The 13,569-nt window shown below is 43.2% G+C and carries 14 protein-coding genes; 9 read left to right on the forward strand and 5 right to left on the reverse strand.

Translation table 11 applies throughout. The features are described from left to right. Positions 1-73: 73 nt before the first annotated feature. A complete protein-coding gene (locus B0I27_RS03515) occupies positions 74-1,873 on the forward strand; it encodes a hypothetical protein (protein WP_106291497.1) in 1,800 nt (599 codons plus the stop codon). A gap of 2 nt (positions 1,874-1,875) precedes the next feature. Here B0I27_RS03515 and B0I27_RS17770 read toward each other — a convergent pair whose 3' ends face one another. Next, positions 1,876-2,007: a hypothetical protein gene (locus B0I27_RS17770; RefSeq protein WP_281260331.1), complete on the reverse strand. Its 132-nt coding sequence runs from the start codon at positions 2,005-2,007 to the stop codon at positions 1,876-1,878. 161 nt (positions 2,008-2,168) lie between these two features. After that, positions 2,169-2,645 (reverse strand): RNA polymerase sigma factor, encoded by a 477-nt coding sequence (locus B0I27_RS03520; protein WP_106291499.1) that lies wholly within the window; start codon positions 2,643-2,645, stop codon positions 2,169-2,171. A 153-nt stretch (positions 2,646-2,798) separates the two neighbouring features. Here B0I27_RS03520 and B0I27_RS03525 point away from each other — a divergent pair, with 153 nt between their 5' ends. Further along, positions 2,799-5,195: a heavy metal translocating P-type ATPase gene (locus B0I27_RS03525; protein WP_106291501.1), complete on the forward strand. Its 2,397-nt coding sequence runs from the start codon at positions 2,799-2,801 to the stop codon at positions 5,193-5,195. After that, positions 5,192-5,350: a cbb3-type cytochrome oxidase assembly protein CcoS gene (gene ccoS, locus B0I27_RS03530; RefSeq protein ID WP_106291503.1), complete on the forward strand. Its 159-nt coding sequence runs from the start codon at positions 5,192-5,194 to the stop codon at positions 5,348-5,350. Before B0I27_RS03525 ends, ccoS begins: the two co-directional genes overlap by 4 nt. An 18-nt stretch (positions 5,351-5,368) precedes the next feature. Here the strand turns inward: ccoS and B0I27_RS03535 are convergent, their stop codons facing one another. Further along, a complete protein-coding gene (locus B0I27_RS03535) occupies positions 5,369-5,770 on the reverse strand; it encodes a DoxX family protein (protein ID WP_106291505.1) in 402 nt (133 codons plus the stop codon). A 154-nt stretch (positions 5,771-5,924) separates the two neighbouring features. Between B0I27_RS03535 and ccoN the strand changes: the two genes are divergently transcribed. Genes ccoN through B0I27_RS03560 form a run of 6 tightly spaced genes read left to right on the forward strand, consistent with a single transcriptional unit; the run spans position 5,925 to position 11,704 of the window. Next, positions 5,925-8,054, forward strand: coding sequence for a cytochrome-c oxidase, cbb3-type subunit I (ccoN, locus tag B0I27_RS03540; RefSeq protein ID WP_106291507.1), 2,130 nt, complete (start codon positions 5,925-5,927; stop codon positions 8,052-8,054). Between the two features lie 31 nt (positions 8,055-8,085). Further along, complete coding sequence (locus tag B0I27_RS17435; protein ID WP_181276668.1) at positions 8,086-8,250, forward strand: tumor necrosis factor receptor family protein; 165 nt, start codon at positions 8,086-8,088, stop codon at positions 8,248-8,250. A gap of 25 nt (positions 8,251-8,275) precedes the next feature. Beyond that, on the forward strand, positions 8,276-9,169 hold the full coding sequence (locus B0I27_RS03545) for a cbb3-type cytochrome c oxidase N-terminal domain-containing protein (protein ID WP_106291509.1): 894 nt from the start codon (positions 8,276-8,278) through the stop codon (positions 9,167-9,169). 36 nt (positions 9,170-9,205) lie between these two features. After that, positions 9,206-10,591: a cytochrome c oxidase accessory protein CcoG gene (gene ccoG, locus B0I27_RS03550; protein WP_106291511.1), complete on the forward strand. Its 1,386-nt coding sequence runs from the start codon at positions 9,206-9,208 to the stop codon at positions 10,589-10,591. Positions 10,592-10,598: 7 nt separating this feature from the next. Then, on the forward strand, positions 10,599-11,027 hold the full coding sequence (locus tag B0I27_RS03555; protein WP_106291513.1) for a FixH family protein: 429 nt from the start codon (positions 10,599-10,601) through the stop codon (positions 11,025-11,027). Next, positions 11,024-11,704, forward strand: coding sequence for a sulfite exporter TauE/SafE family protein (locus B0I27_RS03560; RefSeq protein WP_106291515.1), 681 nt, complete (start codon positions 11,024-11,026; stop codon positions 11,702-11,704). The genes B0I27_RS03555 and B0I27_RS03560 overlap by 4 nt, the downstream gene beginning before the upstream one ends. Before the next feature lie 6 nt (positions 11,705-11,710). On the opposite strand, the gene hemN is transcribed toward B0I27_RS03560, so the two are convergent. Continuing rightward, a complete protein-coding gene (gene hemN, locus B0I27_RS03565; RefSeq protein ID WP_106291517.1) occupies positions 11,711-13,075 on the reverse strand; it encodes an oxygen-independent coproporphyrinogen III oxidase in 1,365 nt (454 codons plus the stop codon). Between the two features lie 3 nt (positions 13,076-13,078). Continuing rightward, on the reverse strand, positions 13,079-13,555 hold the full coding sequence (locus B0I27_RS03570; protein WP_106291519.1) for a Rossmann-fold NAD(P)-binding domain-containing protein: 477 nt from the start codon (positions 13,553-13,555) through the stop codon (positions 13,079-13,081). Positions 13,556-13,569 lie beyond the last annotated feature (14 nt).

The following is a 13,569-nucleotide window of genomic DNA, read 5'->3' on the forward strand; positions in this document are numbered from 1 at the left end:
TATGTGATCGACATCATGTTTTAATATTGGAAATATTTCCTCTTTTGTATTCATACATATATATACCAAATTAATGAGTCATACATTTCATATACCTGTATTAGGCCTGGGGTTTACGATAGATACACCGCTAAAAGTGGCGCGTTATGGAATTTCATCTGTTCTTTCGATAGTCGATGACATGCTGATAGAGCGGATGAGGAAGTTTTATGCCAAAAAGCATGATGAGGACTACGTTCCGATAGACATGAAAGATGAGGATCACAGAGCCAAGCGTGTTTGTGATTATCTGAATATGATCAATCGCAAAGTGAACGAGCAGTTTGAGCATCTTAGACAACAAGCATTTGTGCCCGATTCGGATATCACCAGGTACTTTAACCTGTTACCTGAAGGATCGGCCTTGAAGATAAAATATAATCAGATGCTAAGCGCAACGTCTGAGGAAGAGAAAGCCCGACTTGAGCTTGAGCTTCGTGAGGGAATGCAAAAAGGATCTATCGATGTCAATATCATGGCGAAGGTTGACAAGATGAATTATACATTAAACGGCGAGTTGGCCGGAGATGACAATTCTGACGCCCTTGCTGGTCTTAAAGGCTTTGCTATGAGTGACCTTCGGTCTTCTGTCGTACTGTCGGCGGGTATGAATCCACGTCTTTACAGCTATCTGGAGCATTTTCCAGACTTTTATCCGGACGAGGAGGGCGTTTTAAAAAAGAGAATCATTCTGAAAGTGAGCGATTTCCGTTCAGCATTTATACAAGCGAAGTTCCTTGCTAAAAAAGGAATATGGATTTCTGAGTTCCGTATAGAGTCGGGATTAAACTGCGGAGGTCATGCTTTTGCAACTGAGGGATATCTTATCGGTCCTATTCTTGAAGAATTCAAGAACAAGAGGCAGGAGATGATTACAGAGCTGTTCGGGATTTACCAGCAGGCCTTAGTCGCGAAGAACATTGAGGTACCAGGCGTACCGTCTTTGCGGGTAACAGTTCAGGGGGGGATAGGTACATCAGAGGAAGATACTTTTTTGGTAAACCATTACAATCTGGATGGCACAGGATGGGGTAGTCCCTTTTTGCTGGTTCCGGAGGCGACGAATGTGGACGAGGCTACACTTACGAATCTAACACAGTCTTCTGCTGACGATTTTTATGTTAGCGCTGCATCTCCGCTCGGTGTTCCGTTTAACAACTACCGTTTGAGCACAGCTGAAATTCAGAGACAAGAACGCATAGATAAAGGCCGCCCGGGTAGCCCTTGCAGAAAGAAATATCTGGTATCCAATACAGAATTTACAGAGCAACCGATCTGTACCGCTTCTCGTGAATACCAGAATCTGAAGATCAAGCAGCTGAAAGCTATGGCACTACCGGAGGAGGAGTATCAAAGTGAGTTCGAGAAGGTTACGCAAAAACTTTGCTTATGTGAAGGACTGGTTACGTCTGTATATATCAAGAATGACATTCTGGAAAGGAAAGAAAATACAGCTGTAGCAATATGTCCGGGACCAAACCTTGCGTATTTCTCTAAGGTCATGTCTTTGGACGAGATGGTGAAACATATTTACGGAAAGATCAATCTCCTTCAAGGTGTAAGTCGCTCCTCTCTGTTTATCAATGAGCTTAACTTATATGTTGAATATCTAAAGAAGGATATCCAGGCTCATATCGATCGCCTTGATGCAAAGAAAATCAAGCAACTGGAAAAGTTTAAAGAGCAATTATTGCTAGGGGTTGACTATTACAAAAACCTGACGGCTAATTTTAATAACCAAACAGAGCAATATCTGAAGCGCTTTTCAGATGAGCTTTTGGCTATTGAAGCACAGCTTCAAAGTATTCGGGTAAGAGAGGCAAGCGAAGCCTGAGTCTAAAGAGCGGTAATAATTGACGCAATCAGAACAACAGCGGTAAGGAAGAGATAAATGATGAGATCAGAGTTTCTTCTTTCCGCATCGCTGAGCTTCGACTTAAAAGTTTTTTCGTTATAAGACTTAACCATAGTGACTTAAATATTGTTCAGATAGTATGAAGCAATATCTGAGCCATTGGGACCTGGTGGACGAAAGATTCTTGGTTTAGCTTCAAAAAGATCAGAATACACGCTGGTCATGAGAATCAGGGTGCATTATAAACTGGACAATGGCGTACTGAATACCGAAATTATACCAGGCGATTTTTAAGACGTTTTCTCGCGAGATGGATTCTGTTCTTGACTGTGCCGATGGGGCTATACAGCTGAAGGTTAATCTCCTCGTATTTAAAACCTTCCATATGCATTAATAGCGGTTTTTGGTGCTGGCAGGGGAGCTCGCTAATCATCGCATAAATTTGAGTGATATTCAGATGAGAGTCTGCAGTTATGTAGGAAGGTAACTGGATAGCCTCTTCAGTGTCAAGAGACAGCATCTTCATCTTATTCTTCCGGTAGTTATTTACGAACAGATTTCGCATAATAATGAAGAGCCAGCCGCGAATGTTCGTGTCCTCCCGAAATTTGTCATAATTTAAAAGGGCTCTGAGAAGAGTGTCTTGAATCAGGTCTTTTGCATCGTCTTCGTCCCCGGTATACTTCATAGCATGAGGTTTTAGGTATCTGGACTGCTTGGCTATAAGAGAGCTGAATACATCTTTTTGCATGGTTTAAAAGCTTTGGTGGAGCTAAGGGTTAAATGGCTGTTTACAAATTAAGCTATCCGTATGCCTTTCAAGAGTGACCATTGTCACATATCCGGCTGATTATCATCATGAAGATCTTATTTTATATATGAGATATTTGAATTCACATACATCATGAAAACTTCTGAAATATCTACTAATACATTATGCTATCATTGTGGGGATGATATCGCTACTGAATTATTCACTGTTGAGGATAAGCAGTTCTGCTGCGCCGGCTGCAAAGGTGTGTATCAGGTTCTTTCTCAAAATAATCTTTGTAATTACTACGCATATAACAAGGCTCCAGGACAGACGAAGCAGTATGTTGAACAGCATTTTGACTTTCTAAATGAACCTTCGATTTTTTCAAAGCTCGTTGATTATACGGATGAGAAGATAACGCTGATAACCTTCTTTATACCAGCGATACATTGCAGCTCATGCCTGTGGTTGCTGGAGCATTTGCATAAAATCAATCCAGGCATAGTCCAGTCGAGGGTTGACTTTTTGAAAAAACAAGCTGAAATCACCTTTGACCACAACCGGGTACCGTTGAAGGAACTGGTTGAGATATTGGTGTCTATTGGTTATGAGCCGCTGATCAGCTTGCAGGATATCGTTAAGGAGAAGAAGAACTCGGTGAACAGGGATCTGATTCGGAAAATTGCGGTGTCAGGGTTCTGCCTTGGCAACGTGATGCTTTTCAGTTTTCCAGAGTATCTGGGAATATCTTCTCTGGAAGCACAGTTTCAGTTTTTGTTCGGCTGGCTAAACCTGGCGATGGGTGCTGTTGTGACCTTCTATTGCAGTCAGGACTTTTTCACCTCAGCCTGGGGCAGTTTGAAAAATAAAGTTATCAACCTGGACACACCACTCGCACTGATCGTTGCGGTTTTATTTGTTCGTTCCGCCTTTGAGATTATTAGTGGTACGGGTCCCGGCTTTTCAGACACGCTTACCGGTTTGGTATTTTTGCTCTTAATGGGGCGCTGGGTGAAACAGCGTACCTACAATCACATTTCTTTTAACAGGGATTATCGCTCTTACTTCCCTGTTGCCGTTACATTGTTGGATGAGAACGGACAGGAAAAGCCCGTTCCGATCGACGATCTTGAAGTTGGCTCGCGAATCCTGGTGCGCAATAACGAGATTGTTCCAGCTGACGCTATATTAATGAAAGGCGATGGTTGTTTTGATTTTAGTTTCGTTACGGGGGAGTCTGATCCCAAAACCAAGGTATTGGGAGAAGTGATTTACGCCGGAGGCAGACAGATCGGAAAGGCGGTGGAGCTGGAAGTAGTGAAGCCTGTGTCGCAGAGTTATCTTACGAGGCTTTGGAACAATGAAGCGTTCAAACGTGACGATAGTAAGATAAAGAATTTCAACGATACGATTGCGCAGTACTTTAGTGCTGTAGTTATTGTGATTGCTATTGGTTCATTAAGTTACTGGTACTACCATGGCGAAACCAACAGAGCATGGGATGCGTTTTCAGCGGTATTGATTGTGGCATGCCCATGTGTACTGGCTTTGAGTACCCCGCTTACGCTTTCGACGGTTCTGGGAATGTTCGATAAAAACGGATTTTATCTTAAAAATACGGATGTTGTGGAGCAGTTAGCCAGAGTTGATTCGCTTGTATTTGATAAGACTGGTACAATAAGCTGTCCCGAGGCAGTAGATTTAAGTTTCTCGGGAACCTTAAGTATGTACGAGGAGTCGTTGATCGGAAGCCTGGCGAGAAATTCATCACATCCGCTAAGTCGCGAGATTGTGAAATGGTTGGGAAAATCCGCGGAATTTAAAGTTGAAGGCTATTCAGAGGTTGCAGGAAAAGGAGTTTCGGCGTTTGTTGACGGACATGAAATCATAATGGGTAGCCGCGCCTTTGTTGCCCCTGATGTGGATGTCGTTAGTGCTTCTTCTGTTGTCCACGTTCGCATCGGTGAAGAATATAAGGGCTTTTTCAAGATTAATCAAAGATGGAGAGATAACCTGAAACAGTTGATCACTGTGTTGAAAACCCGATACAGGATGCATCTAATCTCGGGTGATCATGCCGCAGAGAGAAAATCGCTGTCTTCTATATTTCCTGAGTATGTTCCTATGTTATTCAAGCAAAGCCCTCACGATAAGCTTTTGTATATTAAGAAGCTTCAGGAAGATCAGAACATTGTGATGATGCTGGGCGATGGCTTAAACGATGCAGGGGCTCTTCGTCAGAGTGATCTGGGGGTTGCAGTGACCGATAATATCAATAATTTCACTCCCGGTAGTGATGCGATACTCAAGGGATCAGTTATGGGAAAGATGCCTCAGTTCATACATCAGGCGAAGATGGCGATAAAGATCATTAAGTTTAGCTTCGTGATTGCGTCTATTTACAACCTGATCGGTGTTTACTTTGCTGTTCAGGGCAGTCTTTCGCCGTTGACAGCCGCTATTCTTATGCCAATGAGTACGATCACTATTATTACTACCACGAACCTGGCAAATCGATACTTTGCAGGAAAAAATAAGTTGCGATGAACATACTTTATTTTTTAATAGGATGCAGCGTTGTCATGGCGCTTTTCTTCCTTGGGGCTTTCTTTTGGGCATTGAAAGATGGGCAACACGACGACGTGCATACGCCGGCAGTGAGAATTCTTTTCGATGATGATAAGCCTGAGGAGACCGAATAAGGCCTCCTCCTTAAACAGCTATTTTATTTTATGGTCCAGTGAGTACTTGCCCGGTCCGGTTAAGAAGAGGCAGGCAAAAATCCCCAAGAATATAAATGACGCTTCTTTGGTACCAAAGGGGTCGGCACCGTGCACGATAAAAAACGCAACAAGCATAGTTGCAATCAGGGGAATGACTGCCACCCGGGTAGCGAAGCCTAAAATAACCAGGATGGCACAAACCAACTCTGCAAAGATAGCGAGATAGAGTGTTAGTTCGGGCCCAACTCCAATTGGATCTGCGAATTGGATTGATCCTTCAAGGGCTTTTTGAAGCTTGGGCCAGCCATGAGTTAACATGGCACAGCCAGCCGATATTCTCAATAGCAGTAGTCCGAGGTCAAGGGAAATGGCATTGCTTCTAAATAGTGAAGATTTCATGTTTTTTTAAAATTTGTCTCTTATCGAAATTAGCAAATGTTTCGGTCACTAAGGAAAAGTGTGATGAAAATCACTTATTTATGAAACCCTTGTCATCTTAATGTAAGTTGCAACAAACTAATTTTGGCTTCGGAATACATATCCTATTGTTATTATGCAGCTTGAAAAATTTAATTACGACAACAAAATTGTCCGAAACTTTGGAATTGCCACGATTATATGGGGAATCGTAGGTATGACGGTGGGTTTGCTGATTGCGTCCCAACTATTCCAGCCATCACTAAATATGTCATCGCAATATACGACGTTCGGACGTATAAGGCCATTACATACGAACGCAGTAATTTTCGCATTTGTTGGCAACGGGATATTCATGGGTGTTTACTATTCGTTACAGAGGCTGCTGAAGGCCAGGATGTATAGTGACGCTTTGAGCAAGATCCATTTTTGGGGATGGCAACTTCTGATTGTTTCGGCTGTGATAACGCTGCCACTTGGAATAACGACTTCGCATGAATACGCTGAACTGGAGTGGCCGATTGATATTTTTCTTACGCTGATATGGGTTGTATTCGGTATCAATATGTTTGGTACCATCATAAAACGTCGGGAGCGGCATATGTATGTAGCTATCTGGTTCTACATAGCAACATTTGTTACTGTAGCTGTGCTGCATATTGTTAACTCTTTTCAATTACCTGTTTCTTTATTTAAGAGCTACTATCTGTACGCTGGTGTACAGGATGCCCTCGTTCAGTGGTGGTATGGGCACAATGCTGTGGCGTTCTTCCTGACTACTCCTTATCTGGGAATGATGTATTATTTTCTTCCTAAGATGGCAAACAGGCCGGTTTATTCTTATAAGTTAAGTATACTCCATTTCTGGTCGCTGATCTTCATTTATATCTGGGCAGGTCCTCACCACTTATTATACACTTCGCTCCCATCATGGGCACAATCACTCGGTGTTGCATTCTCAATCATGTTGATTGCTCCAAGCTGGGGAGGGATGATCAATGGCCTTCTTACATTGAGAGGGGCATGGGACAAGGTTCGTGATGATGCCACACTTAAGTTTATGGTAGTAGGTCTTACCGCCTACGGTATGGCAACTTTTGAGGGACCGATGCTGTCATTAAAACAGATAAATGGGATAGCCCACTTTACTGACTGGATCGTATCGCACGTACACGTGGGTGCTTTAGGCTGGAACGGGTTTTTAACCTTTGCTATCTTATACTGGTTGATCCCGAGAATATATCAAACCACTCTTTACTCTAAGAAGGCTGCAAGCTTCCATTTCTGGATAGGCACGCTTGGAATTTTATTCTATGCCATTCCAATGTATTGGTCTGGATTTACTCAAGGACTGATGTGGAAGGAATTTACTCCTGAAGGAATGTTGAAATATCCAAACTTCCTGGAGACCACTCTGGCTATTATTCCTATGCACGTTCTTCGTGCAGTGGGTGGTGCACTGTATCTGGCAGGAGTTATCGTGATGACATGGAATATTTATAAGACCATGGCTCAAGGAAAACTGCTGGCTGATGAACCTGCAGAATCATTACCTCTGACACCCGTGTTCGTACCTCACGGATCTGAAAAAGGTTGGCACAGACGTTTAGAGCGTAGGCCGATGCAGTTCCTGGTTATTTCGCTGATCGTGATTCTGATTGGTGGTATGGTGGAAATGATGCCAACGTTTATGGTTTCGTCTAACGTGCCTACAATCGCATCTGTGAAGCCTTATTCTCCTCTGGAACTTCAGGGTCGGGATATTTATATCAAAGAAGGTTGTGTAAACTGTCATACTCAGACAGTGCGTCCGTTCAGATCGGAAACGGAGCGATACGGAGAGTATAGCAAAGCAGGTGAATACGTGTATGACCATCCGTTCTTATGGGGTTCCAAACGTACAGGTCCGGATCTGCATCGCGTCGGTGGAAAGTATTCGGACGCATGGCATTTTAACCATATGTTCGATCCGACTACTATGTCGCCCGGCAGTATCATGCCACCTTATCCATGGTTAGTCGAGCAGGATCTTGATATTTCGACGACTCCTGCTAAGATCAAGGCGATGAAAACCCTGGGAGTGCCTTATCCTGAAGGTTATGAGGACAGGGCCGTGGACGACTTAAATAAACAAGCTTCTCAAATCTCAGCAAATCTGGCAAAGGATAATATCCAGGTGGCCAGCAATAAGGAGATAGTTGCTTTAATTGCATATCTGCAACGTCTGGGAGTAGATATCAAAGCAAATAAAACTGCAGCTAACTAAGTAGAAAGTAGACAATCAAAAGACAGGAATCATGTTCAGACAATTTATCAGTTCAGTAGACGGAAGCCAGATTTATCTGATTACTTCTCTCGGAATATTCTTAGTGTTTTTCATCGTTGTAGCTGTTATGCTTTTCCTGATGAAAAAAGATCACATACAACAAATGAGCGAAATGCCATTGAGAGACAATAAATAGTAATACAGACTATAGAAACACATAAATGAGACTTGTTTTTAATTTATTATTACTTCTCGCAGTTAGCTTACCCGTTACTGCTCAGGAGCAGGCCGCTGAAGTTATTGCGGAAGCGCCCAAGAGTTCAGGGTCGTTTTTAATAAACACCGTCATTGTAGTCTTTATTGTGGCTGCCTTGATCTTACTTGTTGTAGCCTTCGTGTTATTGAGGACATTCAATATTCTTGCAAAAGAGCTTAGTAACCCTCGTCCATTCGTAGCCTCGGAACCTGTGGTTTCGTTGGACTATGAGGATTGGTTAGCTGCAGAACGGAAAAAACCTTCGATTATCAACAAGTTGCTTAGTCTGAGACCTATCGAAGAGGAGAAGGACTTGATAATGGAACATAAGTTCGACGGAATTGCAGAGCTTGACAACCCGACACCGCCCTGGTTTATGTGGTTATTCTACGGGACGATCGCTTTTGGAGTTGCTTATTTCTTAAATTATCATGTGTTCGAGTGGGGTATGTTGCAGGACGAAGAATACGTCGTAGAAGTTCAGGAGGCGGAGGCAGCTAAGGCGGAGTACCTGGCAACTGCAGCCAACCTTATCGATGAAAAATCGGTTACGGTTAATACAGAACCTGCTGTGATATCTGCTGGTATGGCTCTCTACAATACGAACTGCGTTGCCTGTCATGGCGATAAAGGGCAAGGAACGGTTGGTCCGAACCTTACTGACGAATACTGGCTGCATGGAGGCAGTGTGAATGATGTTTTTAAGACGATCAAATATGGCATTCCGGAAAAGGGTATGATCTCTTGGGAGAAGCAAATGACGCCTAAACAAATTTCCGAGGTTTCCAACTACATTTTATCACTAAAAGGTACAAATCCGGCGGGGGCCAAGGAGCCACAAGGGGAAAAAGAAGGTTAAGATCACACTACATCTAGAAATATAGGGGGGAAGATTATGGGAACGACGTTCAGGGATGAGGCGAAGGCTATCACTGGAAATGATAAGAAGCGAAAATGGTTATATCCGAAGCTTATAAAAGGAGAGCTTTATAAGCTTCGGAACATTTTCGGTGCCTTCTTGCTGATCTTCCTCTTTGCTGCCCCCTTTATTAAGTTGAACGGTGAGCAGCTGATCTTGCTGAATGTTTTGGAGCGTAAATTTGCTTTTTTTGGAATACTCATCACGCCTCAGGATTTCTACCTGTTCGTCTTGGGTTCGCTCATCTTTATTATCTTCATCGTTCTTTTCACTGCCGTTTTTGGAAGGGTGTTTTGCGGTTGGGCATGCCCACAGACAATCTTTATGGAGATGGTTTTTAGAAGAATTGAGCGTTGGATTGAGGGAGATGCGGTTCAACGAAAGAAACTGGATGCAAGTCCGCTCACTTTTGAGAAAGGATTGAAGAAGACTGTCAAGCATAGTCTCTTTCTGTTTATATCATTTTTTATTTCTAATATCTTTCTGGCCTATATCATTGGCTCTGATCAGTTGATACAGATTATCAGAGATCCTCTTAGTTCGCATATTGGGGGCTTCGTTGCAATCTGTGCGTTCACGCTTGTTTTCTATGTTGTGTTTTCGCATGTCAGAGAACTCGTCTGTACGGTTGTATGTCCGTACGGGCGCTTGCAGGGTGTTTTGCTTGACAAGAATTCGATGATCGTCGCCTATGATTTTATCAGAGGAGAGCCAAGAGGTAAACGGAAGCGGGGAGTTGAAGATACCAACAAAGGTGACTGTGTGGACTGTGGTCTCTGTGTGGATGTCTGCCCCACTGGCATTGACATACGAAAGGGAACACAAATGGAATGCATAAACTGTACTTTATGCATCGACGCTTGCGATATGGTGATGGAGAAGATTAACCGTCCAAAACGATTGATAGGATTTATGTCTGACGAGCAGATGGAATCCAGGAAGCCTTTCGTTATTGGCAAGAGAATCTATTCGTATATGGCCATTCTGCTTGTTATGTCCACCGTGCTGGGGTATTTGATTGTGAAACGGACGGATATTGAAACTACCATCTTACGCGCGTCGGGCACACTCTACCAGCTGCGAGACGATGGTCAGATAAGTAATCTGTATAATGCAGAATTTTTTAACAAAACAAACCGACCAGTAAAATTCGAGCTTGTTCCGGCAGAGAAAGGTGTTAGTATCCAGTACGTTATTAAACCCACAGTGCTAGAAAAAAACTCCAGTATGAAAATTACTTTTTTCGTAATGAGGCCACGTAAGTCGGTCAATGCCTATAAGTCGGATATTAAATTACAGGTGCTTTCCGAAGGTGAGGTGCTGGAAAATATTGAAACAACCTTCATAGGACCTGCTAACTAGAAAAAAGATGAACTGGGGAACAAAATTGGTTATCGCGCTGGGATTATTCATGTCATTTATCATTGTTTTGAGTATGAGAATGATTTTTAGTGAAAAGGATGACCTCGTGGAAAAAGATTACTACCAAAAGGGATTGAACTACGATGCTGAATACGCGAAAGTTCAGAAGACACAAAAGGATGGGGCTGAGCCTATAATCTCGATCGGGCTGGATAAACAGTTGGATATACAGTTTAAAAAGCCGTCGAAAGGTGTCGCGAAGCTGGCGCATTCCAGTAACCGTGACTACGATAAGGCGTTTGAAATTAGCAGTGATACGGGAAAGGTGGTCAAGCTGAAGTTGGACGAGCTGACTAGTGGTTACTGGCATCTGGAGCTCGATTGGAAGAGTGATACCAGCTCTTATATCTACAAAAAGAAAGTTTACCTGCGATGAGTATCTGGTATCTGGCGTTTTTTACAGGCTTCTTTGGGAGTGTTCATTGCCTGGGAATGTGCGGTCCGCTGGCTTTTGCAGTTCCATCAAGGCATTCGGGGTGGTGGATGGTGCTCTTCGACAAGCTTTCTTATCAATTTGGAAGAATAATTTCGTACAGTCTTCTGGGTATACTTATAGGGTTTGTAGGACAGCAGCTGTGGATGTCCGGGTTGCAGCAATTTGTCAGTGTTGTAAGCGGCTTGTTGATTTTGGTGGCGGGGGCGTCAAGGATCCTTAAATTCCGAACCTCTATTGGTACGGAGAATGGGATTGGGATTTTCAACCGTGCTTTTACATACGCTCTGAAGCATAAAGCCAATCACCTCATTACCGGAATGTTGAATGGCTTATTGCCTTGTGGATTTGTGTACTTAGCACTCGCAGGCGCCGTGACAGTGGGAAGTCCTGTCGGTGCAATGAATTATATGGCTTTATTTGGTTTAGGTACGTTACCTCTGATGCTGGTGGCTACATTTGGATTTGGAATGGTTGGGCCGATATTCAGAAGGAAAATTAATCAGGCAGTACCTTATCTGATGGTATGCCTCGGGCTTTGGTTCATTTTAAGGGGAGCGTCTTTGGATCTTCCTTATCTCAGTCCTAAAGTCGCTCCCCAAACAGAAGTCTGTAACTAATATTATTTAGCCGGCCATACTGAACATGACAGAGGTCGGCTGGTTGGCCCAAAGTCTGGCGTCTAAGGCCATACATATATTGCGCAGAAACCTTTGTCCGTTTGGAAGTACGGTAAGCTTGTACGGCTCGAGGATTATCAGATTATCCGCCTCCAATACTTGCAGTCTGTCCAGGCCGGATTGAAAAGCTCCGTTTTGTAGGGTGGAGTCCTCCCAGTTGGTCTTCCCCTTGCACATAATGTTAAGAATGTGGCTTTTGAAGAGCCGATCATCCGGTGTTAGATGATGACCTTTGAAGACAGGAATTATTCCTTGCTCGACGCGGGCAGTATAATCTTCAACTTTTTTCTCATTTTGCGCAAAAGCGTATCCTGTATCGCTAATCGAAGATACTCCAAGGCCGATCATTAATTGGGTGTACTGATGAGTGTATCCCATGAAATTGCGGTGAAGGCTGCCTTCAATCTGAGCTTTATAAAGCGAGTCGCCGGTAAGCGCAAAGTGGTCCATACCTATCTCTACATATCCGCCTTGGGTTAGCATTTCGCGACCGAGCTCATACAATTTTTGCTTGAGTTCAATAGACGGCAGATCTTTTTCTGTGTATCGTCTTTGTCCGGGTTTTATCCATGGAACGTGTGCATAGCTATAGAAAGCAATTCTATCTGGATTAAGACTCAGCGTTTGGGATATGGTCTTCTCCAGACCCTCTAAGGTCTGCACTGGCAACCCATATATGAGATCGAAGTTGATAGAGGTATAGCCAATTTCCCTAGCCTTATCCGTTACAGCCTTAACCTCTTCATAAGATTGCATTCTGTTGATTATCAGCTGGACAAGAGGGTCAAAGTCTTGAATTCCCAAGCTCAATCTTCTAAATCCTAACTTGTATAGTGAAATAAGATGATCTTCGGTTGTATTCGCTGGGTGTGCTTCAAATGAGAACTCTGCTTCAGGATGAATTGTGGCATTAGCGAGAAGACCTTCTATCAGGGTTTCGAGATTAGAAGGGCTAAAGAAAGTAGGAGTACCCCCACCAAGGTGAATTTCTTTTATGACCGGCTTTTCTTCGAATATCGATTTATACAAATCCCATTCCTTCAGAACGGTCTGGATATAGGGTTCTTCAACTTTGTGATTACGTGTAATTCTTGTGTTGCAACCACAATAGGTGCAGAGGCTCTCACAGAAGGGCAGATGTACATACAGGCTTATTCCGTCTTTACTATTGCTTTCGTTGTATGAAAACCTGACTGCATCCCTCCATGCGTCCACGCCTTTAAATGTACTGTCCCAATAAGGAACCGTCGGATAACTGGTGTATCTTGGTGCCGGTACGTGGTACTTGGCAATAAGCTCTTCGAGATTCATTAGTTAGGCGTTAAGGCGAGTACGCAGTTCGTTACTGATAATATGACTTCCACAATCTTTAGCGACGGAGCAACTGTCACCTTCACATCTTTCGTTCTGCCATGTGTCGAGATTCTGAATGGTCTCGTTGGCGCATTGCGTGTAATAGGCGTTCAAACTTGACGTTGAACCATCCTTTTTAACAAATGGAGATACAACGGCAAGTTTCATATTATGTTGGCTGGTAGCCTGTTTGTCAACCTGATGAATTTCAGATGAGCGAACCGCGATAAATTTCACACCAAGTTGAGCCAGGCGACTTATGACCTCTGGAGTTATTTGGTCTCTATCTGATATGATAACTGCTTGTTTACCAGTAGCATATTCCGCTGTCTCTAAGCACAGCCCGTTTGATATCAGAGTAATTTCGTGCTTTTTTCGATTGGCTATTGCCAAAGGTTCCTTTTCGAAGGAACGAATACTGTAGGCTACTGCTCTCATTTTTAAATAGATAA

The organism is Arcticibacter pallidicorallinus (assembly GCF_003002875.1).
In the GTDB taxonomy this organism is placed as follows: Bacteria; Bacteroidota; Bacteroidia; order Sphingobacteriales; family Sphingobacteriaceae; genus Arcticibacter; species Arcticibacter pallidicorallinus.

Bases quoted from the DNA above. Each gene is read 5' to 3' on its own strand.
- B0I27_RS03515 (WP_106291497.1), top strand. From the start codon at position 74: ATGAGTCATACATTTCATATACCTGTATTAGGCCTGGGGTTTACGATA.
- B0I27_RS17770 (WP_281260331.1), bottom strand. From the start codon at position 2,007: ATGGTTAAGTCTTATAACGAAAAAACTTTTAAGTCGAAGCTCAGCGAT.
- B0I27_RS03520 (WP_106291499.1), bottom strand. From the start codon at position 2,645: ATGCAAAAAGATGTATTCAGCTCTCTTATAGCCAAGCAGTCCAGATAC.
- B0I27_RS03525 (WP_106291501.1), top strand. From the start codon at position 2,799: ATGAAAACTTCTGAAATATCTACTAATACATTATGCTATCATTGTGGG.
- ccoS (WP_106291503.1), top strand. From the start codon at position 5,192: ATGAACATACTTTATTTTTTAATAGGATGCAGCGTTGTCATGGCGCTT.
- B0I27_RS03535 (WP_106291505.1), bottom strand. From the start codon at position 5,770: ATGAAATCTTCACTATTTAGAAGCAATGCCATTTCCCTTGACCTCGGA.
- ccoN (WP_106291507.1), top strand. From the start codon at position 5,925: ATGCAGCTTGAAAAATTTAATTACGACAACAAAATTGTCCGAAACTTT.
- B0I27_RS17435 (WP_181276668.1), top strand. From the start codon at position 8,086: ATGTTCAGACAATTTATCAGTTCAGTAGACGGAAGCCAGATTTATCTG.
- B0I27_RS03545 (WP_106291509.1), top strand. From the start codon at position 8,276: ATGAGACTTGTTTTTAATTTATTATTACTTCTCGCAGTTAGCTTACCC.
- ccoG (WP_106291511.1), top strand. From the start codon at position 9,206: ATGGGAACGACGTTCAGGGATGAGGCGAAGGCTATCACTGGAAATGAT.
- B0I27_RS03555 (WP_106291513.1), top strand. From the start codon at position 10,599: ATGAACTGGGGAACAAAATTGGTTATCGCGCTGGGATTATTCATGTCA.
- B0I27_RS03560 (WP_106291515.1), top strand. From the start codon at position 11,024: ATGAGTATCTGGTATCTGGCGTTTTTTACAGGCTTCTTTGGGAGTGTT.
- hemN (WP_106291517.1), bottom strand. From the start codon at position 13,075: ATGAATCTCGAAGAGCTTATTGCCAAGTACCACGTACCGGCACCAAGA.
- B0I27_RS03570 (WP_106291519.1), bottom strand. From the start codon at position 13,555: ATGAGAGCAGTAGCCTACAGTATTCGTTCCTTCGAAAAGGAACCTTTG.